Origin of the sequence: Kineothrix sp. MB12-C1, assembly GCF_030863805.1 — a bacterium.
In the GTDB taxonomy this organism is placed as follows: Bacteria; Bacillota; Clostridia; order Lachnospirales; family Lachnospiraceae; genus Kineothrix.
The window spans coordinates 1987675-2009776 of record NZ_CP132957.1; the positions used below are offsets into that span (position 1 = coordinate 1987675).

22 protein-coding genes and 1 tRNA gene are annotated in these 22102 nt (G+C 36.6%); 3 read left to right on the forward strand and 20 right to left on the reverse strand.

Going from position 1 to position 22102, the window contains the following annotated elements; all coding sequences use genetic code 11:
* Positions 1-250: 250 nt before the first annotated feature.
* From RBB56_RS09235 to RBB56_RS09275, 9 genes are all read right to left on the reverse strand, one after another.
* On the reverse strand, positions 251-1099 hold the full coding sequence (locus RBB56_RS09235) for a carbohydrate ABC transporter permease (RefSeq protein WP_306718568.1): 849 nt from the start codon (positions 1097-1099) through the stop codon (positions 251-253).
* On the reverse strand, positions 1099-1995 hold the full coding sequence (locus RBB56_RS09240; protein WP_306718569.1) for a carbohydrate ABC transporter permease: 897 nt from the start codon (positions 1993-1995) through the stop codon (positions 1099-1101). Before RBB56_RS09240 ends, RBB56_RS09235 begins: the two co-directional genes overlap by 1 nt.
* Before the next feature lie 82 nt (positions 1996-2077).
* Positions 2078-3484 (reverse strand): ABC transporter substrate-binding protein, encoded by a 1407-nt coding sequence (locus RBB56_RS09245; protein WP_306718570.1) that lies wholly within the window; start codon positions 3482-3484, stop codon positions 2078-2080.
* Positions 3485-3695: 211 nt separating this feature from the next.
* Positions 3696-4334, reverse strand: a complete 639-nt coding sequence (locus RBB56_RS09250; RefSeq protein ID WP_306718571.1) for an SGNH/GDSL hydrolase family protein — start codon at positions 4332-4334, stop codon at positions 3696-3698.
* Positions 4335-4348: 14 nt separating this feature from the next.
* A complete protein-coding gene (locus RBB56_RS09255; protein ID WP_306718572.1) occupies positions 4349-6082 on the reverse strand; it encodes a cache domain-containing sensor histidine kinase in 1734 nt (577 codons plus the stop codon).
* A complete protein-coding gene (locus tag RBB56_RS09260) occupies positions 6082-6846 on the reverse strand; it encodes a response regulator transcription factor (RefSeq protein WP_306718573.1) in 765 nt (254 codons plus the stop codon). Before RBB56_RS09260 ends, RBB56_RS09255 begins: the two co-directional genes overlap by 1 nt.
* A 76-nt stretch (positions 6847-6922) precedes the next feature.
* Entirely contained in the window at positions 6923-7789 is an 867-nt protein-coding gene (locus tag RBB56_RS09265; protein WP_306718574.1) for a sugar phosphate isomerase/epimerase family protein, read from the reverse strand.
* Positions 7789-8943 (reverse strand): Gfo/Idh/MocA family protein, encoded by a 1155-nt coding sequence (locus tag RBB56_RS09270; RefSeq protein WP_306718575.1) that lies wholly within the window; start codon positions 8941-8943, stop codon positions 7789-7791. Before RBB56_RS09270 ends, RBB56_RS09265 begins: the two co-directional genes overlap by 1 nt.
* 3 nt (positions 8944-8946) lie before the next feature.
* Positions 8947-9966: a Gfo/Idh/MocA family protein gene (locus tag RBB56_RS09275; protein ID WP_306718576.1), complete on the reverse strand. Its 1020-nt coding sequence runs from the start codon at positions 9964-9966 to the stop codon at positions 8947-8949.
* A gap of 203 nt (positions 9967-10169) precedes the next feature.
* On the opposite strand from RBB56_RS09275, the gene RBB56_RS09280 reads away from it, so the two are divergent.
* Positions 10170-11012, forward strand: a complete 843-nt coding sequence (locus tag RBB56_RS09280) for an AraC family transcriptional regulator (protein WP_306718577.1) — start codon at positions 10170-10172, stop codon at positions 11010-11012.
* A gap of 160 nt (positions 11013-11172) precedes the next feature.
* The gene (locus tag RBB56_RS09285) at positions 11173-11760 is read left to right on the forward strand and encodes a Crp/Fnr family transcriptional regulator (protein WP_306718578.1); all 588 of its coding nucleotides are present in this window, start codon (positions 11173-11175) and stop codon (positions 11758-11760) included.
* Between the two features lie 292 nt (positions 11761-12052).
* Here the strand turns inward: RBB56_RS09285 and RBB56_RS09290 are convergent, their stop codons facing one another.
* The 11 genes from RBB56_RS09290 to RBB56_RS09340 all read right to left on the reverse strand — a co-directional run bounded on the left by RBB56_RS09290 (position 12053) and on the right by RBB56_RS09340 (position 20842).
* Entirely contained in the window at positions 12053-12376 is a 324-nt protein-coding gene (locus RBB56_RS09290) for an AAA family ATPase (protein WP_306718579.1), read from the reverse strand.
* A gap of 44 nt (positions 12377-12420) precedes the next feature.
* Positions 12421-12891 (reverse strand): AAA family ATPase, encoded by a 471-nt coding sequence (locus tag RBB56_RS09295; RefSeq protein ID WP_306718580.1) that lies wholly within the window; start codon positions 12889-12891, stop codon positions 12421-12423.
* 361 nt (positions 12892-13252) lie between these two features.
* Positions 13253-13324 (reverse strand) — tRNA-Arg (locus tag RBB56_RS09300).
* Positions 13325-13423: 99 nt separating this feature from the next.
* On the reverse strand, positions 13424-14314 hold the full coding sequence (locus tag RBB56_RS09305; protein WP_306722119.1) for a DUF3881 family protein: 891 nt from the start codon (positions 14312-14314) through the stop codon (positions 13424-13426).
* Between the two features lie 23 nt (positions 14315-14337).
* On the reverse strand, positions 14338-15615 hold the full coding sequence (serS, locus tag RBB56_RS09310) for a serine--tRNA ligase (protein ID WP_306718581.1): 1278 nt from the start codon (positions 15613-15615) through the stop codon (positions 14338-14340).
* 28 nt (positions 15616-15643) lie between these two features.
* A complete protein-coding gene (locus RBB56_RS09315; RefSeq protein ID WP_306718582.1) occupies positions 15644-16702 on the reverse strand; it encodes an HD-GYP domain-containing protein in 1059 nt (352 codons plus the stop codon).
* 22 nt (positions 16703-16724) lie between these two features.
* Positions 16725-17240, reverse strand: coding sequence for a DUF4446 family protein (locus RBB56_RS09320; protein WP_306718583.1), 516 nt, complete (start codon positions 17238-17240; stop codon positions 16725-16727).
* A 58-nt stretch (positions 17241-17298) separates the two neighbouring features.
* On the reverse strand, positions 17299-18195 hold the full coding sequence (locus RBB56_RS09325; protein ID WP_306718584.1) for a ParB/RepB/Spo0J family partition protein: 897 nt from the start codon (positions 18193-18195) through the stop codon (positions 17299-17301).
* A 3-nt stretch (positions 18196-18198) separates the two neighbouring features.
* Entirely contained in the window at positions 18199-18966 is a 768-nt protein-coding gene (locus RBB56_RS09330; protein ID WP_306718585.1) for a ParA family protein, read from the reverse strand.
* A gap of 285 nt (positions 18967-19251) precedes the next feature.
* Complete coding sequence (locus RBB56_RS09335) at positions 19252-19896, reverse strand: response regulator (protein WP_306722120.1); 645 nt, start codon at positions 19894-19896, stop codon at positions 19252-19254.
* A gap of 46 nt (positions 19897-19942) precedes the next feature.
* Positions 19943-20842 (reverse strand): sensor histidine kinase, encoded by a 900-nt coding sequence (locus RBB56_RS09340; RefSeq protein WP_306718586.1) that lies wholly within the window; start codon positions 20840-20842, stop codon positions 19943-19945.
* Positions 20843-21135: 293 nt separating this feature from the next.
* Here RBB56_RS09340 and RBB56_RS09345 point away from each other — a divergent pair, with 293 nt between their 5' ends.
* Positions 21136-22083 carry an alpha/beta fold hydrolase gene (locus RBB56_RS09345; RefSeq protein WP_306718587.1) on the forward strand — a complete coding sequence of 316 codons (948 nt, stop codon included), beginning with the start codon at positions 21136-21138 and terminating at the stop codon, positions 22081-22083.
* Positions 22084-22102: the final 19 nt, after the last annotated feature.

Genomic DNA, 22102 nt, shown 5'->3' on the forward strand with positions numbered 1-22102 from the left:
TTTATTCCCTAAATTATATGCTTATCTTACCTCTCTTCAAGAAACAGTATATCCCTTATTCGGAGCAATAGCAGCGACATCGGAATAATAATTTACGTATCTCGGAATAATAGGGGAATCCGGAAAGGACTATATCATAAAGGAGATGGAGAATTAAAGCGGGCGCGTGAACTCGCCCGCATACGATATACCAAAAAGATTGCCGCAAAATTTACTGAAATCAGCTCACGAAGAACAAGTTTTCACGCTATTACCCCTTTACGCTTCCTGCAGATACTCCTTCTACAAAATATTTCTGTGCCGAAAAGAATAGGATAGTTCCCGGGAGAAGCGATAACACCGACATTGCCAAGACCTGATTCCAGTTGGCCGCCGCCGTCGCATCCAATGACATTCTAAGCGCCAGCACGATCGGGAATTTGCTGACACTATTAATATAGATCAATGAATTAAAGAAATCATTCCATGTCCAGATAAATTGAAAGATTGCCGCTGAGAACAGCGCCGGTTTCATTAACGGAAGAAGAATACGCCAATATACCTGGAAAGTATTGCATCCGTCGATTTCCGCCGCCTCATCCAAGGCGACCGGGATGCCTCTGAAAAATTGAACCATCATGTAAATAAAGAATGGATAACAAGCGAACAGCGCCGGCATAATAAAAGGCAGGTAACTATTCAGCCATCCGAGCTTATTGTAAAGAATATATCTCGGAATAATTAAAACGGAATTCGGCAGCATCAGCGTAGAAATCATAAGCATAAATAAGACTTTTTTTCCGTAAAAGCGGAAGCGCGCAAATCCATAGGCCACCAGCGAACAGGAGAATACGGTAAACAGTACAGTCGGAATGACCAGCTTAAATGTATTAATATAAAATTGAGTATAGGTAACTTTTCCGGTTCCTTTCCAACCTTTTATAAAGGAATCCCAAACAGGCTCTACAGGCAATAAAGCCGTCGAACCAAAGATTTCGGAATTCGTTTTAAACGCCGATAACAGCATCCATAATAACGGATAGATCATCACTATTCCCAGAGCAGTCATAAGCAAATGGGTTATGGCCGCAGCAATTCTCTTCTTTCCCTTTGCACTCATCAAAAATCGCCTCCATCTTCATAATAAGTCACCGCCTCTGAAAATCTAAAAAATACAACTGTAAAAATCAAAATGATAATAAACAAAACCCATGAAAGTGCGCTGGCATATCCCATTTTAAAGTATTTGAATGCCTCATCATAAAGCTTAAGGGCATAAAGGTATGTGGAGTTCAAAGGTCCACCATTGGTTATTACAAATGCTCCTGTAAAATCCTGAAATGCATTTACCAATTGCATAAGAATATTAAAAAATAAAACAGAACTTATCATGGGCAGTGTAATCTTAAAGAACATGTGAATACGTCCTGCCCCGTCTATTAAAGCTGCTTCATACAAATCTTCCGGAACTTGCTTCAGTGCGGCAAGAAACAGAACCATAGATGATCCGAATTGCCAAACGCTCAGAAGACTTAATGTAAATAAAGAAATTTTCGGATTAGACAGCCATGGAAGTGAGGATATTCCCACTCTACTCAGTAACTGATTCACCAGCCCGCCATCCATAAATAAAAATCGCCAGAGAATAGAAATCGCAACACTTCCTCCGAAGATAGAAGGGATGTAATATATTGTCCTGTAGAAATTAATTCCCCTCAGTTTCTGATTCAATATAACTGCAACAATTAAAGCGGTAAGAATCTTCATGGGCAATGACATAAAGACATACTTTAGCGTATTTCCCAGAGAAGTATAGAACAATGAATCTTGTGTAAACATTGTAATATAGTTTTTAAATCCTACAAAAATAGGGGTATTCGTAATGCTATATTCTGTAAAAGAATAATATAAGGATGCACCCAAAGGATAAATCTGGAAAATCAAAAAGCCTATGATCCATGGAAAAATATATAGATAACCCATATTATTCCACTTTTTTTCTTTTTTCTTTTTCATAATTATTATGACCTCGTGTCTGTTTTGAAAAAACGAACCCAGCGAGATTATTCCTTGCCGGGTTCGGAATTCTTGAAATGTTTTACTTAACGGTATTCATCTTAGCCTGTACGTCTGTAAGGAACATATCGGCTGCCTGTTCCGGAGTGAGCTGCCCATAAACTACTTGCTCGCAAATATCTTTTGCGATGTCTCCCACTTCACTGTTGAACTCAATCAACGGTACCGGAGCAGCCGGTGCTTCTTCCGCCCATGCCAACATATCGGAGATTTCACTGTCAATGGCTCCGCCGTCCACAAGCGCCTGGAATGCCTGACTATTATTGGGAACAGAACGCTGTGTTCCAAGTAACAATGCCGCTTCAGGGTCGCTCATCAACCAGTTGGCGAAATGAGTGGCAACTTTCACATTTTCAGAGCGAGCGCTCACGCCCAGTCCCATACCTGCAACGAGTCTGATTTCCTGATTATCCCACTCTTTTGCAAAAGGAGGCCTTCCTACGGCAAACTGCCCTTCCGGTAAAGAATTCTTATATTTTCCTACCGTCGCCGTCCAGTCGACAGTAAAACCGATTTCACCGTTGATCCACTTAGGATTCTGTTCCATCTGCCCTGTAAAAAGACTCGCTTCGCCAAGGGGCTGTGCCGCTCCGCTCTCGAAAAGCTGCTGCAACACATTAAAAGCATCCGTCAATTCTTCTTTCGTAGCAACGATCTCGCCGTTATCATCTGCCCAATAGTGCCCATATTTAGAATATTGATAAGCATTTAAGATGAAGGGACAGATACCTCCTGTGGTAGTTCCTGATTCAATAGCAAAAAGATAGTCATTGGGATTCTCGGCGTTGATTTTGCCTCCGATCTCGATCATATCTTCCCATGACCACACGGTATCTATGGACAGACCATGCTTATCGAAAAAAGCTTTATTAAGCATAATACCGAATCCGCTGCTGTTCATAGGCAAGCCAATCACTTTTCCGTTTACCGTCATATAGTCATCGATCGCTGACTTCTGGAACAAAGACAAATCTACCAAGGAAGTATCCGCCATGTTCACAAATAAGTCTTCCTGTCCCTCCCATTCCGGATTCCAGTAGTAGTCCAGCTGCATCAAATCAGGCTCGGTACCTCCCGCGAACTGAGTCATTAATTTCTGCTGATATCCATCGTATCCTTGATATTCGCCCTCTATTTTAATATTTGGATACAATTCTATGTATTTATCCATCGCCGCCAAAGTTGCTTCATGACGCGCATCGGATCCCCACCATGCGAAGCGTAGCGTTATGTCTCCGGCATCAGCCGGCGAAAACTCTCCGGTTTCTTTCACTTCACTTTCTTCCTCCTGCGGAACATCTTGTGTCTCGGTATTCTCACTTGCCCGCTCTGCTGCCACTCCCTGTTCCGATGATGGCTTTGTGCAGCCAATCAAGCTGCTGGCCAACAATGCAAAAGCCAGTGATACCCCTACCATTTTTTTGTTCATATTGCTGTTTCCTCCTCCTATTTAGCCATATTCTTTAGAGATAACCTCTCATTTCTATAATCTATCATACCTTTTATCATCCGGCATTAATAGGTAGCGATGCTGCTGTTTCTTATCTTTGAAAACCCAAACAACAAAGCAATCATTCATTTATTGACATATAATATCATTACTTGATTATCGCCTATATATAATTACTTATATTGATTCTTTATATAGAGTCAATGATTTCGAGCCATTTTACCGCCAGACAATTATGTCCTTCATTCGTAGGGTGCACTCCATCTTCTGACAGCTGCAAAAGGGTAGCCCCTTTTCCCATTTCTTCTTCAAACACTTGGCCCGAGGAAAGATAGAAGTCTGCCAGTTCTGCCGCAAGACGCTTCACTATTTCTATCTTAGGGCCGAGGTCTTCCCAATAGCACTCTTTCTCTTTATCCGCCGGTAAAAGAAACGGCTCTATCATCATAATCCTGCTTTCCGGAAAATCTAAATGTAAACGCTCCAATAAATAACGATATTCTTTTTCGAATTCATCCGCCGTAACAATAAGACCGCTGTCATATCTGCGCCAAGTATCATTAATCCCTATAAGCACCGAGACAAAGTCAGGTCTTACAGGGAGCACATCCCCATCATAACGCTCAAGCAAATCGGACAGTCTGTCCCCTCCGACTCCTCTGTTAAAAAACTTCACTTTGCTTTCCGGATATAATGCATTATAGATATCTGCGACTTTCTTCGCATACCCATGTCCCATATGCCAAGGATTCTCCCTGTCTCTGGAAGCATCCGTAATGCTGTCTCCATAAAAAAGCACTGTAGTTCCTCGTTTAAAATATTCTTTCATTCTTTCTCCTCTGTTTAATTAATCATATTTTGCGGTACCAAAAAATCAATGCGGGTTTCCTTCCCCGGAATACTGGAAATCTTAAGCGAAGACTCTTCTCCGTAAGTCAGCACAAGCCTCTTGTTAAGGTTGAACAGTCCGATTCCTTCCTTGGGCGGATCTTCTCCGCGCATCCATTCATAGACTTGACAAAACCGTGACTTTGGGAATCCCGCTCCGTTATCTATAACAGAAAATTTCACCGCCGAACCTTCCCGGACAATTTTTATCACTATTTTTCCCGAATCTACATATTGCAGACCATGAGATATACTGTTTTCCACCAACGGCTGAAGCAGAAATTTAATGCATTTTATTTCGCGAGCGTCGACTTCCGTCTCCCATACTACACAAAAATCATTATCAAATCGCATTTGCTGTATTTCTATATATTTTTCCGTGTTTTTGATTTCATCTTGTAATTCAACATATCTGTCGGGATTTACTAAGGTATAATATAATACGTTAGCCAGAAGATCTATCATGTGGCTTGCCTCATTAGGCTGACCGGTCAATTTCATAGCCTTCCAGAATATATTTTTGAGTGTATTAAACAAAAAATGGGGATTGAGCTGTGATTGAAGAAAAGAAAAATACATAGTCTCCAGACGATATTTCTTCTCAACCAACTGCCTATCCAATGCTGCCTTTTCGAGAAATCCCTTTACTATACCTTGAGTAATGTATCCGTAAACATCGGTAGACGGCTTTATATCCGGCAATTCCTTCCCATTCTCCGCCGCTTCCACAAGCTGTAATATTGCACTTATATCTTCTGTATTTCTGCACGTTACCATAAACGCAATCGTACCGCCCAGAAAAAACGACGCTATGATAGCCATTATAACCAAACGAAGAATATCTCCGGACTGCTGATATAATGCAGCCCTCGGCACAAGGGACAGATAGGTTATGCCATAGGCTTTATTATCTTCTCTCGCTATATAATATAATTTATCCAAGCCACTCATATCGACATAGTCGCGTACAGAAAATAAATCCGCAGCCCCCGCCATGCTGAGGACCTCTCCCGATTTATTTAAGAGTAAAATCGCCTGCCCGGGATAAGAAAGATAGTCCTGATAAAATTCATTCAAATATTCCAATTGTGTATTCAAAACCAATACTCCGATTGGTTTCGTTTTATTCGATGCATAAATACGTTTATATATGCTGAGAACATCCGTCGAATAAGAGGTCATCGCATAAGAGCTTATATTTCGAATTTCCAACCATTGTTTCTGTTCCAAGGGTATCTCCCGCTCCCTCTCCAACCATTCGGTATCGCGAAAGTTAGAAACATTCGCCAAACCGACAAAGGAAGCGAAGAAGTTATTGTGCGTGTTATCGAGATAGATATAAAGAGAATGAATATATTCCTTTGAATTCACATTAGAATCCACAAAAGTTTTAATCATATAAGAAGTATCCATATGCTCCTTATCAGAATATCCGTTTTCCAATAAAGACTCCAATTGTAACATCACATACGGCGTGATGCTGTAGTTGAGACTTTGCGCATCCGCTTCACTAAATATCAGTTCCGTACTTTCCCTGATACGATTTACCGTTTGGGTATTGATATCGGTGATTGACCTTTTCGTACTAGAGTTAATGATATAAATCGTTATCAAACCCAGCAATATAATAACCAGTACGACCGGAAGTGTCACAAGAAGGAAATTTCTAAGAAAAAAACGTCGTCTCATCATGAATTCTCCTCATCCTCCGGAAGAATACGACCCATTTTCTCATAACGGAATTCCCTGGGCGAAATCCCATAATGCTTTTTAAAAGAACGGGTAAAATTAACGGGATTCGCATAACCAAAAAACATACTTATTTCATATATTTTATATTGTAAATCCATCAGCATTTCCGATGCCAGCTGCATTTTATATGAGGAAACATAATCCGAAAAATTCAAATCTGTCCTCTGCTTAAAGTAACGGCTTATATAGGATGCACTCATATATACTCTCGAGGCCGCTTCTTCCAGATTGGCGTCTGCCGGGTTTTGCTTTACATACTCTTTAATTTGAGTTATTATCTTATCTTCTTTATCCTCATCAGCAGATGCGGAGCACCGTTCATCCAATTGTTTCTTAAGGGAAGTGAATATCTGTATCAATTCTTCGTACTCTGTCGTCTTGGGTATATAGTCCGTACATTTATATTTCATCGCCTCGCGTACATATTTAAATTCATCGTACGCACTGAACAGAATCACCAACGGCCGTGGTTCCAGCTCTAACAACGATATTTCTCTTGCAAATTCAATTCCGGTCATACCCGGCATAATAACATCGCTTATAACTATATCGACAGGATTTGACTTTATATATTCAAGCGCAGGAACTCCCCCCGAAAACTGCCCAGAAACCGTGAATCCTAACTTTGTCCACGGAAAAAACTGTGCAAATCCTGTGCTTATTTCCTTTTCATCATCTATAATAATAACTTTATAAGACATACCCATACCCTCCTTTTATATCATCATATATGAGTATCTCCATGCCTGCAAGAATAACAGCATTTTCTCTTTAAGCCTAAATTCTTTTCAGAATATTCCCAAGAGCCTCATATGCCAGAGTAAAAGCCTCTTCTCCGCTCATTTTCTTCTTCCGGGAAGCCTGTTGCTCCAACGTACTGAATCCGGCAAAGTCACTCAAATGAGGCTCAAGAGATAAAAAGCCTTCGTATCCGCTGTTTTTCAGCCGTTTAAGAAGCTCCTCCACATGACCGTCTCCCATGCCTGCCGGAACCACACCGGCATCCGCCCATCTGGCATCTTTTATATGGATGTACGCAATATAAGGCTTCAGCATTTCATACGCTTCCACTGTATTTTGTTCGCATTGCACAAAATTAGCAAAATCAAAAACAGCTTTAAAATGTTCCCCGTAGAATTCTTTCATAATTTCCAGACAACGACATGCCATATCCCCATAAACATCCTTCTCATTCTCATGAAGCAGTACGACATGATTTGCTTTCGCATAATCTGCAAACTGCCCTAGCCGCTCCATGACCTTTTCCCGATAAGGAAAATAACCGCCCCCCTCCGGCATAAAGAAACTGAACATACGAATATACGGTGCGTCCATTTCATGTGCGATTTCGACAGTATGTTTATAAAGCTCCATATGCGCACGAAAATCATCGGTAATCTTTATTTTTCCGATTGGGGAGCCTATAGAAGACAGCCTGATTCCTGCTTCATCTAATCTTTTCTTAATTTTCTTCACCTCATCTATGGAATGCTCTACCAATCCTTTGCCGTCGACTCCGCGCATCTCCACATAATGAATATCGAGTTTTTTTAATACTTCTATTTGTTTTCCTAAGTCCATATCAATTTCATCCGCAAACCCTGATAATCGAATTCCATCCCACATAATTAATTTTCCTTTCATTAATAACTTCCTTCTGTGTCAAATACTGTTCCGGTTCCTTCCTTTTTCTTAGATTCCTTACGCCGTTTGCCAAGCTCTTCCAAAAATAAATTTTCATCGAACGGCAGTTCCACCGCCTGTCCCAGCCAACCTGACAAATGCATCGCATTCGACAACATCAGTCCGTTAATTCCTTCCGTCCCTTCTGCGACTAAAGGTGTTCCTCGAAGAATCTTTCCGGCAAAAGACTTCAATACCCCTATATGCTGTTCATTTTCCCCATCTGTTATTATTTCTATTACCTTACATTTCGGAACATCGAAGCCTCCCTTTGCCGTCTTGCAGAAGATTCGCTCATTCTCCGATAATTGGTAAAGTACAATCTTGTTATCTTCACAGACCAGCTTCCCCATTTCCAAAGTAATCTCAAGCCGGTTTGTTCCGGGGGCATCCGCGGTACAGGTAATGAACACTCCTGTAGCTCCGTTGGCATATTCCAAATAAGCGGTCACATCGTCTTCCACTTCAATATCATGCCACTTGCCGTTATGACAAGACGCCTGTATCTTACTCGGCATTCCGCATATCCACTGAAGTAAGTCCAAATTATGAGGGCACTGATTTAACAATACTCCGCCGCCTTCTCCTTCCCATGTCGCCCGCCAGCTTCCCGAATCATAATAAGACTGCGTGCGGTACCAATCCGTAACAATCCAATTAACTCGCTTGATAGTACCAAGCTCTCCGCCCGTCACAAGTTCATGCATCTTCCGATAAATACAGTTGGTTCTCTGATTGAACATCATCCCGAAAACAATATTACTTCTCAAGGCGACTTCATTCATCTCTCGAACCTGCTTAGTATAAACACCTGCCGGTTTCTCGCACATTACGTGCAGACCATGATTCATGGCATCTATTGATAGCTCAGGATGCTGATAGTGCGGTACCGCGATTAGAACTCCATCACATACCCCTGAGGCTATCAAATCTTTTCCTTCTTCAAAAATTACCACAGATTCGGGTAAGTTTTCTTTTGCCCAACTCCGCCTGCTATCCGCGCGGTCTGCCGCCGCTGTCACTTCCATTTCGGGAACTTTGCCATCTAAGATGTTCTTTATATGCACGGTTCCCATATTCCCGATTCCTATAATTCCCATTCTCACTTTATCCATGACCTATCTCCTCCCACTTCGTGCCGAATCATAAATATCCATCATCGTATAGAACGTATTCTGAACAGAAGTCAGCTCATTGCCGTAAGTCTTTCCCGATTCCAAGCAACGATAAAAGTCTCTGATGCAAGCTTCATGCCCGCCTCCCCAATAAGCCTTTCCCGGATAGTCCGGTTGTCCGGCATTCCATACTACAAGTCCTTCCTGTTCCTTTGTCCGGTACTGAACAGTATTTCCATCCAGCCGGATAAATCCATTCTCACAAATAAGTTCCACAAAAACCGGCGCATCTGCAGCGTATGCCGTAGTAGCATAGAAGCTGGCTCTTACAGGTTCTTCACCCTCTGTAAAAACCATATAAGCCTCCAACGTATCCTCCACTTCTATTCCTTCTTTCAGATGGTGATTGATCATTGTCGCTTCCGTTCTTATCGGCCTTCCAAGCCAAGAAAGGAGTAGATCCAGTGTATGAACGGATTGATTCATCAGTACTCCCCCTCCCGCTTCCCTGAGCTTTCCTCTCCATGGGCTTTCTCTATAATAAGCTTCATCTCTATGCCATGTCACAAAAGCTCTTCCTCCTTTTATTCTTCCAAGAACCCCCTTTGCCAAAAGTTCATTTACCTTTCTGGTCGTTTCGTTATATCGATTTTGAAAACAAATGCCGAGCCTTCCCGTACTTTGCCTCGAAGCTGCAAACAGCTTCTCAAACTGCTCTCTGCTTATTGCCGGCGGTTTTTCCATAAAAACATGAAGTCCTTTGCCCAAAGCCTCTATTGCCATAGGAACATGGCAATAATGCGGAGTACAGATATGTAGCACATCAAGGTCTTCTGCCTCCAACATATTCTCAAGACTGTGGAATACCTTTGCCTGGCCCTCGCTGAAACGGCCGGAATATTCTTCCGCTCTTTTCATATAAACATCCGCAAAAACGCATAGTTCCGTCTGCTCTATTTTATTCAATACCCTAGCATGAACTGCTCCCATATTCCCGCACCCGATTATCCCAACCCTAACCATAACCTCCTCCTTTATGAATATTCTCTTTCTTACTTATATTCGTACTTTTATTTTCCATTATTTTATGTTAAATTAATTATATATTACTTTTTAATCCATTTGTTTGCGTATATTGAGAAAAAACATGCGTATATTGTCTATTTAAAATAATTAATCAGTCTGAAATATTGTATATCACTTACACCAACTTACCGGAGGAAGCCATGAGAAAAGAAAATTCCTATCATTATGATAAATTTTCCGTTCCTTTTAGCTGTAATTTTACTACTAGCTATAAGGCCGGAAATGTAGATTTCCATATGCACAACAGCCATGAAATCTATTTATTGATGGACGGCCATATCCAATATTTTGTAGAGGATATCTGCTATGATATGGAACCCGGAAGCTTAATCTTGTTCTCCGACCGTGAAATTCATAAAGCGGTCAATACCGCGGAGGCAGAGTTCACACGCCTTGTTATCCATGTCAACTCCTCTTTTGTCCGCCCTTACTGCACTCCTGATACCAACCTTTTAAATTGTTTTCACAGAGAGCCTGGTATAGGCAATCTGATTTTGCTTTCAAATGAGGAATATACGAGTCTTGTCTCGATGGCTCAAACGCTTTGCAATGCAATGAAAAATCGCCGCTCTTTCGGCAGCGATTTGACGGCAACAACTACATTACTCCAGATTCTTATTTTTGTTAACAGCATTTGGAACAAAACAAGTTTTTCCGAGGCATCTCCCAAACCTCACAAAGCACAGGCAATCATGAGTTATATCGATAAGAACTTAACAAAACCTATGACTCTCGATTCTATTTCACAAGATCTTTCTCTCGATAAATATTATATCAGTCATTTATTCAAATATGAAACCGAAAGCAGTATATTCCAGTATATTGTAGTAAAGAGGGTTGCCTTGGCGAAAGAACTTCTTTTAAGAGGGCATACCGTCGCCGAAGCCTGCCATTTATCCGGGTTTCACGATTATTCCAATTTCATCCGTACCTTCCGTAAGACTACCGGTTACACCCCCGGACAATTTAAGCATATGAATTAATACTAATCGTTCAGCTATAGTTCATGCCATAAAATTTTACATGATAAAAGAATCAGCAGCTTATGGTATACTTATAAATAATATTTTCCAAAGAATCAACCTGACAGCAGATTTATATTATTAGCTGCCGGCATACAAATCTCAGAAAGGCAGGGGAATTATGCTCGAACCAAGAGAAATACAACTATTGACAGAGCAAATCGGATTCTGGAATCGTCTCACCGATAAGCAAAAGGATACCTTCATCAGCCACACCACTATAGCCTGTTATCGAAAAGACAGTTCCATCCATACCGCCAATCTTGACTGTGTCAGACTATTACTTCCGAAGCGCGGTTCTCTTCGGGTATACATCCTGTCGGAAGAAGGCAAAGAAATCACTCTTTATTGTATTCTTCCCGGTAATGTCTGCATTCTTTCCGACGCGATGTGGGCGATGCAGTCAATACTATTTATGAGTTCCGATAAAAGCCTGGCAATTTTTCTGTTAGACGAAACAGATAAGACGGGCTCTCCCCTCCTTAAGATAGCACACGAGGAAATCGCTAAATATACAGGAAGTGCAAGAGAAGTGGTTAGCCGGATGTTAAAATATTTTTCATTACTTTTCTTTAGTTTTTTAGCAAATTCAATTAGATGCACAGGGTATGAAATATCTCTATCCTTCTCCGTCTTTTCTAAAAATCTTATGTCTACAGAATCAAGAAAGCCCATTCTTTTACGCTCATCAATCAATTTTTTAAAATAGAACTTTTCTGTGTTTGCCCTTCCTCAATAAAATAATATTTTCTATAAGGTTCAATACGCTTTTCCTTATCTGTTTTGGAGTATCCCAATTTCCATACGTACGCACAGGTGCCATTAATATTCCCCCTCTTCAAGCTTAAATGTTTTAAAAACCGGAATGGCACCATATCTCCCCTCCAGATGTGCTTTACTTAATTTTTATCATATCGTTCCTTAAAGTCATCCAATGAATATAAATTAGAAGCATTTTCAGCATTTCTTTCCACAAACCAAACTTCATCTCGTCTAAACAACTACTGATCCATAATTGAAGGTTCATGAGTTATAAATATTAATTGAACATTTTTACTATTATTTACTTTTTTGAACAAAGTAATAAACTGATATGTTAATTCAGGATGTAGGCTTCTCTCTAATTCATCTATAGCATAGACAGTTTCATTATTATCTGCCTCGATCAGCATATCCGTTAAATCAAATAATCTATGTGTTCCATTTGATTTTTCATTAAAATCAAAATCTGATAGGGAATTTCCATGTTTGAATACAATTGTTGTGATTTCTATTTCTTGGTTTTCTTTTAATTTGAAATTAAAGAATTCCTTATCCGAACGCATAGAAATTTATGATGTTCTACTTTTTTCATCTAACATTCTCTTCTTTATTTCTTCAAGAATATCTGTGTATATTTCTTTTGGAAGCTTGCCTTCTTCTCTTTCAAAAAGCATTTTCGCATTACCACCAGGAAGCAATTCATATGCCATTCACTAATAATTATCTTTTTGTTTAAAATTACAGAAAAGCCATAGACATAAAATTTATTATTTTTAGTAATCTGTACTTCAAAAACAGCTTCTTTATCAATATTCTCTATTCTATTCCTACCGTACATTTGCTTTGCTCCCAAAGGAATCTGCTTTGTAACACAAAATTTCATAAATCTGAGTATTTCTATTAAATTAGATTTACCAGATTCGTTTGCATCATAAATGACAGCAGATTTTAATAGATTTATTTTTTTTATTGTAGTTTTATGTTGATTATTTTTCCTTATTTTAGATGAAGAAATCATTGTTAGTTCTGCCTGATTATTAAATGATTTGAAATTTTCAACAGTTATCTTTACAAGCATTATTATTTGATAAGCTACAATACGTTACATAAATTGAAAAATGTATAAAAAAAGGCAGGGTTTGCAGATCTCTGGTAGAATGAAGTTACCACACAACATTCCAAAAGGAGATTACAAACCATGTCTGAAAAAATTGTACAGTTGAACAAGGAAATAATCAAGGAACAAATTAAAGAATTAGTCCTCGAGAGCGTGGATGAAACACTAAATGGCCTGCTGGAGATCGAGGCATAGAAACTAACCAAGACACGGAGTGCTTTTATTCTACAGGATTAATACTTTTATATTTTAATGTAACAGGGTGTTTCCTATAGAATAAAGAATGTCAGAATTCTTAAATAAAGAATTCTGACATAATAAGCGTCTCCTGCAGGAATCGAACCTGCACTTAATCCTTAGGAGGGACTCGTAATATCCATTTTACTAAGGAGACATAATTATAAAGGAATGGCTACCGAATTATTCTACCATAAGAATCGGACTCTGGCAACCACCCCTTTTCATCTTTTAAAATCTATTGAATTTGAATCTTTTATTCGGGGAAGTTAATAAATCCCTGCATCCATATCGTTCCTTTGAACCTGCGTCCCACTTCCGGTTCCCCATACAAATCCTCAGAATTAATACAAATATCGAATTGTAGATCATTACAGCTAATTGACATCTGGTGTATTTCTTCGCCGGTTATCTGATTCTTTACCTTATGGCATTCGATAATCTCACCCAGAATGGAATATTGATCGCATTCTACTCCATAGGGCATAAAATAAGTGTCAACCAGACTAAACACATCCTCTTTCTGAATTCTCTTGGATATTGTGGTATAAGTATCCATATCCTCAAGAGTCAAACTTTCAATCGCTTCTTCATCTCCCTTTCTCGCAGCTTCAATTAGAGAATTTCGATTGTTTGATGCCTTCTGGATAATCTTCTTATCCTTTTCATTCTTAATAATTGGCATCATAATCTTACCTTGAAGTGAAAGACCCGATAATGTCAAGGTTGTTCCCCGTATCGGGAGGATATTACTATTTTGTGCTTTTACATAAGGAATCATATTCTGCAGATAGAAGATAAGCGAAACACCTATCTTTATATCATCACAGACCCCGGCGTAGGATTCTGTACCCGCATGGCGTTCCACAGTTACATCTTCTTCCGAACTAATACCGGTTCCCCTCAAATAAGGATAATAATAATCATAAGAATATTTATTATCCTTATCGAATTCACCACATACCGCGATTCCCATATTTTCAGCAAAATCTTTACAGAATTCTGCCAGAATCGTATCATCTCCATTGGACGTATAGGAACGTTCGTTCGTATTTACGATGATATCGGTTAGAAGATTCTGCAATTCTTTTCTGTCCTTTAACTTACTAAAACCAATTGCTCTTAAATATTTGTGCAAAGATTTCACCTCTTTTTTAACTGACTTTGCCTCTAACAAATTTTATCTTTACCTCCCATATAAGGACGTAATACCTCTGGAATTCTCACAGAACCATCTTCCTGTAAGTTATTTTCCAAAAAGGCAATAAGCATTCTCGGAGGAGCAACTACTGTATTATTTAGTGTATGCGCGAAATACTTTCCGTCTTCTCCATTTACACGAATTTTTAATCTTCTCGCCTGAGCATCTCCCAGATTCGAGCAGCTTCCGACTTCAAAATATTTCTTTTGTCTTGGAGACCATGCTTCTACATCATAGGATTTCACTTTAAGATCAGCCAAATCTCCGGAGCAGCATTCGATCGTCCTTACGGGAATATCCATAGAGCGGAATAAATCCACTGTATTTTGCCATAACTTTTCAAACCACATCGGTGATTCTTCCGGCTTACATACAACTACCATTTCCTGTTTCTCAAACTGATGGATTCTATAAACTCCGCGTTCTTCCAAGCCATGAGCCCCTTTTTCTTTTCTGAAGCAAGGGGAATAGCTCGTTAATGTATGAGGAAGCTCTGCCTCCGGCACAATGGTATCTATAAACTTACCAATCATGGAATGCTCAGATGTTCCAATTAAGTATAAATCTTCTCCCTCAATCTTATACATCATTGCTTCCATTTCAGCAAAGCTCATAACACCGGTCACTACATTACTTCTAATCATAAAAGGAGGGATGCAATATGTGAAACCTCTTTCAATCATAAAGTCTCTTGCATAAGAAATTACTGCAGAATGAAGCCTCGCAATATCTCCTAATAAATAATAGAATCCATTACCTGCTACCTTTCGTGCACTATCTAAATCAATACCTTTCAGATTTTCCATAATTTCTGTGTGATAAGGAATTTCGAAATCAGGAACGATTGGTTCTCCATATTTTTCTATTTCTACATTGTCGGAATCATCTTTTCCAATCGGTACACTGGGATCGATCATATTAGGAATTGTCATCATAGCTTTGATTATTTTTTCTTCAAGTTCTTTTTCTATTTCCTCAAGCTCCGCCAAGCGTTTTGCTCCGGCAGCAACTTCTGCTTTTTTCTCCTCTGCTTCTTCTCTCTTTCCCTGTGACATCAATGCACCGATTTCTTTAGAAATCTTATTCCGATTTGCCCTCAAGTCATCTGCTTCCTGCTGTGTCTTTCTACTCTCCAGATCGAGAGCAATTACTTCATCCACCAGGCCAAGCTTACTTTCTTGATATTTCTTTTTCATATTTTCTTTAACTAATTCTGGATTCTCTCGTAAAAATTTGATGTCAATCATTTTCTGACTCCTCTTTCTTATTCAACTTTTATTTAATATCTTCTATTACTTTTTCAATATAAATATTACTAATTACCGATAAATCCTTAACGATATCATGAAGTATCCTTTCACCTTTATCATCGAATATTATTTTAATAAAAGGTTTATCCGGATTATTTTTATTTTGCCTTAGAACGATTCCTATTTCTTTTTCATTTGTAAGGACATAGGAGCCTACCGGATACACTGCAGCAAATTGAAGAAATGCATCTACAATTCTTCCGTCATACAAGATATTCTTATTTTTCTTCAAATGTTCTATTGCTTCATATACTCTTGTTCTCTTGCATCCTATTCCACAGATCATTTCATCAAAAGAATCACATACATTTACAATTCTTGCTTCTAATGGAATATCAGTGGCTCTTAACGGATATCCGGAACCATCCAATTTCTCGTGATGATATAAAATAATAGTCTTACTTAATTCGGAAATCCACGGTTCTCTCTTCAATGCAGAATAACCATATATAGGGTGTTTCTTATATTCTGCTAACTCTATAGCCGGTAATTCATTCACATCTTGATTAGCATAATTAATAATCAAATATCTATGCCCCAAATCATGTAATAAACTTGCTACACTAATATCATGTATTTTCTTCTGAGGTATTTTCATTTTAAGGGAAGTTAATATTGCCATGGAACAAATATTAATGGAATGTTCATAGAGGTCCTCACTTCTCTCTTTAATATCGTAAACTCTTTCTATGACTTCCTCTTCTTCCAAAATATTATTGATAATATTATCTGCAACTTTACTTAACTCTACCAATTCCTTACTATCGGTATAAGTATGTTTCTCCATAACTGTTCTGACTTTATCTTTGAAATCTATTTCCATTTTATTTTTTAATAATACTACTTCTTCTGTATTTATTTGATCTCTTATATATACTTCACTTACACCTAACTCATTTAGTTTTTCGATGTACTCTTTCCGTAAAATTGTTCCCTCTGCTAAAAGTATCCTATAATTTGATGTCAACACAGCTCTGGATAAAACTTCTCCTCCAGATAAATCCTCAATTTTACAAACCTTCATCTATATTACTCCTCTTAAAACACTAACTCTCTATCCCCATCGCCATATCAAGAGCCTGTTTTTCTTCCTCACTCAATAGAATTGAACATTTTCCCCCTTTTACTTCCTTTGTATATGAATAACATCCTTCTGTACTATGAACAGAATTGAGAATAAAACCATTATCATCTTCATCTAATAATGCTAAGCTGAAACTCAATTGACCACCCATATGACGAAAAGCATCATACTTTACTATACCTAGTTTTTGGAAAGCAGATTGTAGTTTTTTATATAAATCCTTTATATCTTTTTTATTTTTTTCTGCAGCTGCTTTTATAAATTTATTATCTTCATACAATCCTATAATATCTTTTTCTAGGTTCTTTGCATCTTTGCCTTGCATAAATTTTAAGTATTTCTTTTTTAATTTGGAAGTGGTAATCATTTGAATGATTACTAATATTATTAATATTAAAATTATAATAATCATTCCCAGAAAAACATAACCAAAATCCATATTACTCAGTCCCATATAGGTTAATAATTCACTATTCACTTTTTTCCTCCGCTCGTACTTCTCATAAAATTTAAACTATATAATATCATACCATTTATCAATGTATTAGTTTATCTGTAATTTTTTCCAAGTCATCATGATTATAGAATTCAATTTCTATTTTACCAATTCCTTCTCCCTTTGATGAAATGGATACTTTCGTACTAAGCGATTGTTTTAACTTTTCCGCAATATCTTGATAAATAATTTCTATATTTTTATCAATTTCTATTGTCTTCTTCGGTCTTTCTGGTTTGTTTAAACCTTTTACCAGCTTTTCCACATCTCTAACACTTAACTTCTCATCAAATATTTTTTGTGCAATTGTATATTGTTGTTCTTTATCCTCTATTGGAATAATAGCTCTGGCATGTCCCGTAGAAATCATATCATTAATAATCATCTGCTGTACTTCATCACAAAGCTTCAATAATCTGATTGAATTTGTTACAGCAGTTCTACTCTTAGATACCCTTTCCGCCACTTCATCCTGTTTTAAATTGAATTCACTTAACAACCTCTTATATGCTAAAGCTTCTTCAATAGGATTCAAGTCTTCTCTCTGAATATTTTCAATAAGAGAGATTTCAACTATTTCTTGTTCTGTTAAATTTCTTATAATAACCGGAACTTCTTTTAATCCTGCTAATTTAGCAGCTCTCCATCTTCTTTCTCCAGCAATTATTTCATAATAAGTCTTTCTATCTTGAACAAGAATAGGTTGTAATAAACCAAACTGTTTTATCGATTCTGCAAGTTCAAGAAGTGCATCTTCATCAAAATTTTTCCTCGGCTGTTCTCTATTTGGTTCCACCATAGTTATTTTTACAAATGTTTCGGATTTTACTTCTCCTGTTGCATCAGAGTTTTTATCACCTTTTGCCATATTCCTCTTACTATCCGGACTACTTGGAATTAAAGCATCAAGCCCTTTACCTAATCCTCTTGCCGCCATAATCTATACATCCTTTCTATTAACTACTTCTTTTGCAAGTAACATATAAGCTTCTGCACCCGCTGACTTTGGATCATACATATTAATAGGTGTTCCATAACTGGGGGCTTCTGCTAAACGGATATTCCTTGGAATTACAGTTTTATAGATTCTCTGATTTAAATGGCTTTTAACATTTTCAACTACCTGCATGGATAGATTTGTTCTGGAATCGTACATTGTAAAAACAACTCCCTCTATATCCAACTCAGGATTCAATCGTTCTTTCACGAGATTCACCGTATGTATTAGCTGACTTAATCCTTCCAGTGCATAATATTCACATTGAATTGGTACCAATACTGAATCAGCAGTTGTCATTGCATTAATCGTTAACATATTGAGAGATGGTGGACAATCAATAATTATAAAATCATATTGCTCTTTTACCCAATCCACTTCATTACGTAAAATATATTCTTTCTTATCCACTCCAATCAATTCAATTTCCGTCGCTGCAAGATTCACATTAGATGGTATAATAGATACTCTCGGAACAATATCTTTAATAATACATTCTTGAATTGAACATTCTCCTAAAATCAATTCATAAACTGTATTTTCTAATTCATTCTTGTTAATACCAAATCCACTAGTTGTATTTCCCTGTGGATCAGTATCTATAACTAATACCTTTTTTCCCATATCTGCTAATGATGCAGATAGATTAATAGATGTAGTTGTTTTACCAACCCCACCTTTTTGATTAGCAATTGCAATTGTTCTTCCCATTTTTTATACTCGCCTTTCGTTTTTCTCCGAACGCATTTCTTTATTACAAAACAAACATCGTCTTGTTCGATTATATCATTAATCATATCTATAATCTACCTATTTTTAAGTAATTATAATGTTTCACACTTACTTTTTAGTTATACAAGATAATGTTTCACATCAATTTACAACATCTTGGACATAAATGTTTCATGTGAAACATTATCTTGTATATCACATAAAAAAGAGTACTAGATGTTTCACGTGAAACACTAATACTCTTCATTTTGTTCCTGTAATATGTTAGTATAACTGAATTAAGTTATTTTTAATGGCAAATACAGCCGCCTGTGTTCTGTCGTTAACCTCGATTTTTTTAAAAATATTAGATATATGATTTTTAACAGTTCGTTCACTAATATCTAATCTAAGAGCAATTTCTTTATTAAACATACCACTGGCTACTTGAATTAGTACTTCCAATTCCCTTTTGGTTAATTGTTCAATTTTCTCTTTCTCTGTATCACGATTTACTAATCTTGCATTTAAAGCAGGAATTAAACTTGGCTGTATATAACTTTCACCGTTTAGAATATAATAAATTGCTTTCTTTAACTCTATCGATTCAGAATCTTTCATTATATAACCATTTGCTCCAATATCAACTGCTTTTAATAAATATTCTACTTCATTATGAACTGTTAATATTAGTACCTTTACCGGTATCTTTTGTTCTTTAATATCTCTCAGTACATCAAGACCATTTTTATTAGGCATATTAATATCTAACAGAACAATATCGGGAATAACTTCTTGTAAATTATTCAAACAATCGATTCCGTCTGATGCTTCAGAAATTACTTTCATTTCTCCATCAAATTCTAATAAATTCTTAATACCTTCTCTCATTAATATATGGTCATCTACCAACATTACATTAACACACATTTTAATAACCATGCCTTTCTATTCTATTATAAACAAACTCGTAAACTTAAAAACTTAGGGGTATTACTACATAGACCGTTGTTCCCATACCAGGATTAGAATCAATATTTATTACTCCTGATAATAAATCCACGCGTTCACTCAAAATACGCATTCCAAAGTGTCCTTCCTTCTCAGAAAAAACATAATTATAATCAAATCCAACTCCATTATCCTTTACGGATATTAAACAATTATCTTCCTCATGCTTCAATGAAAATATAATCTTACTCCCCTTGGAGTGCTTCATCGCATTATTCATGCATTCTTCAACAATCCTAAATATATTCATTAAAACGAGAGAATTTTCACATCCTATTTCTTCAATTTTATATTGTATATCCAAGCCGGAAGTTTTCTTCATCTTAGAAAATAATCGTTCAAAGGAAGCCTTTAAGCCTAAATCGTCGAAAATCATTGGGCGAAGATCAAATATGGTATTCCTTATTTCTTGAATAATAGATTTTAAGTTTTTATTCACAGATTCCAATTCCAATCTAGCTTTAATAATATCTTCATCCATATATAAAGAAGATAATTCTACTTTATGAATAAGATGGGCTAGATTCTGGAGAGAAGTATCATGAAGATCTCTTGCTATTCTCTGTCTTTCTTTTTCTTGAATATCTAATATTTGCCGTCTTTTTCTAATATCTTCTTTATCAAATGTTGATTTATTTTTTAGGGCTTTAAAATCCTCTACATTCTCAGAGCAATCCTTATGAAGCAAATTATTTGAATTGATAAAATTCAATATAAAACCTAAAGTTTTTATTCTAGAATCCAAAAGCTCAATTCTATTATAATATTGATTATCATTTTCATTTATCTTTTCTTCTAATTCATTTTGCTCTTTTAAAAAACTATCATACATTTCCTTCAAGCTTGCATATAATTCAATCGACATTAAGAACTCCATTATTTTTAAATTAAAATTTTAATAACGCTTTATTATAACACATATCTAATGAATTTTACAAAAAATTTAATTATAATCGATTTTTTTGAAATTATAGTTAAATATTTCATAAAAATATAAAAAAAAAGAAAAAAGACGAAAAATGTAAAAAAAGGGCAGAGATCTTTTATTAATTTTATTTGTAATAATACTTTAAATATAATACAATTAAATCAACACTACTAACATCATTATAAAACAACATTGATAAAAGTTGTGCAAAGAAAGGTATGGTTATTTTAATGAAACAAAGATTACAATCTTTTGTTATTTTATCGAGTTTAACAGCTATCGTAATTCATATTATAAATCGTATTTATCACTCTTTTCATACTGCCGGAAATTATCTCCGCTATCCTAAAAATAATTATTATGAATGGCGCTTCGGAAAAATACGCTATACAAAAAAGGGTACCGGTTCTCCTATCCTGCTAATTCACGATTTAAAAGCAGGAAGCTCTGTTTATGAATTTAATAAAATTATCAATGCTTTATCCAAAGATCACGAAGTATATTGTATTGACTTGCTAGGATATGGTATGTCGGACAAACCTAATATGACTTATACCAATTATTTATATGTACAACTTGTCATTGATTTTATTAAAAATGTTATCTGTAAAAAAGTAGACATTATTGCTACAGGAGATTCCGTTTCTATTACTGTTATGGCATGCCATAATGACCCGGAAGTAATTGATAAAATGCTCTTCATCAATCCTCAGAATTTATATGAATCTAACCAGATTCCATCGAAACAGACTAAGACCTTTAAATTATTATTAGATACTCCTATTATAGGAACATTTACTTATAATCTTCTGACAAATAAATCTTCCTTGGAGAAAGTATTTAAAGAAGAATATTTCTATAATCCATTAAATATAGAAGAAAGGGATATTCTCGCCTATTTAGAATCCTCTCACCTTCCGGAATATACATCGAAATATGTATATTCCAGTCATATAGGAAAATATATGAATGCCAATATCGTACATGCATTAAAAGAAATTAATCATAGCATTTATATCATTGGGGGAGATAAAGAAAGCGATATCCATACAACGATAGAAAACTATAAATATTATAACAGTGCCATCGAATCTATGTGTATTCCATATACCAAACATCTCCCTCATCTGGAGGCACCGGATAAAACCATTAAATGTATTCTCTTATTTTTATCATAACAGTATCATTTAATTTACT

Bases quoted from the DNA above. Each gene is read 5' to 3' on its own strand.
- RBB56_RS09235 (WP_306718568.1), bottom strand. From the start codon at position 1,099: ATGAGTGCAAAGGGAAAGAAGAGAATTGCTGCGGCCATAACCCATTTG.
- RBB56_RS09285 (WP_306718578.1), top strand. From the start codon at position 11,173: ATGCTCGAACCAAGAGAAATACAACTATTGACAGAGCAAATCGGATTC.
- RBB56_RS09250 (WP_306718571.1), bottom strand. From the start codon at position 4,334: ATGAAAGAATATTTTAAACGAGGAACTACAGTGCTTTTTTATGGAGAC.
- RBB56_RS09315 (WP_306718582.1), bottom strand. From the start codon at position 16,702: ATGAAGGTTTGTAAAATTGAGGATTTATCTGGAGGAGAAGTTTTATCC.
- RBB56_RS09345 (WP_306718587.1), top strand. From the start codon at position 21,136: ATGAAACAAAGATTACAATCTTTTGTTATTTTATCGAGTTTAACAGCT.
- RBB56_RS09260 (WP_306718573.1), bottom strand. From the start codon at position 6,846: ATGTCTTATAAAGTTATTATTATAGATGATGAAAAGGAAATAAGCACA.
- RBB56_RS09325 (WP_306718584.1), bottom strand. From the start codon at position 18,195: ATGGCGGCAAGAGGATTAGGTAAAGGGCTTGATGCTTTAATTCCAAGT.
- RBB56_RS09245 (WP_306718570.1), bottom strand. From the start codon at position 3,484: ATGAACAAAAAAATGGTAGGGGTATCACTGGCTTTTGCATTGTTGGCC.
- RBB56_RS09330 (WP_306718585.1), bottom strand. From the start codon at position 18,966: ATGGGAAGAACAATTGCAATTGCTAATCAAAAAGGTGGGGTTGGTAAA.
- RBB56_RS09340 (WP_306718586.1), bottom strand. From the start codon at position 20,842: ATGTCGATTGAATTATATGCAAGCTTGAAGGAAATGTATGATAGTTTT.
- RBB56_RS09265 (WP_306718574.1), bottom strand. From the start codon at position 7,789: ATGAAAGGAAAATTAATTATGTGGGATGGAATTCGATTATCAGGGTTT.
- RBB56_RS09290 (WP_306718579.1), bottom strand. From the start codon at position 12,376: ATGCGTTCGGATAAGGAATTCTTTAATTTCAAATTAAAAGAAAACCAA.
- RBB56_RS09240 (WP_306718569.1), bottom strand. From the start codon at position 1,995: ATGAAAAAGAAAAAAGAAAAAAAGTGGAATAATATGGGTTATCTATAT.
- RBB56_RS09280 (WP_306718577.1), top strand. From the start codon at position 10,170: ATGAGAAAAGAAAATTCCTATCATTATGATAAATTTTCCGTTCCTTTT.
- RBB56_RS09270 (WP_306718575.1), bottom strand. From the start codon at position 8,943: ATGGATAAAGTGAGAATGGGAATTATAGGAATCGGGAATATGGGAACC.
- serS (WP_306718581.1), bottom strand. From the start codon at position 15,615: ATGATTGACATCAAATTTTTACGAGAGAATCCAGAATTAGTTAAAGAA.
- RBB56_RS09335 (WP_306722120.1), bottom strand. From the start codon at position 19,896: ATGTGTGTTAATGTAATGTTGGTAGATGACCATATATTAATGAGAGAA.
- RBB56_RS09275 (WP_306718576.1), bottom strand. From the start codon at position 9,966: ATGGTTAGGGTTGGGATAATCGGGTGCGGGAATATGGGAGCAGTTCAT.
- RBB56_RS09255 (WP_306718572.1), bottom strand. From the start codon at position 6,082: ATGAGACGACGTTTTTTTCTTAGAAATTTCCTTCTTGTGACACTTCCG.
- RBB56_RS09295 (WP_306718580.1), bottom strand. From the start codon at position 12,891: ATGCTTGTAAAGATAACTGTTGAAAATTTCAAATCATTTAATAATCAG.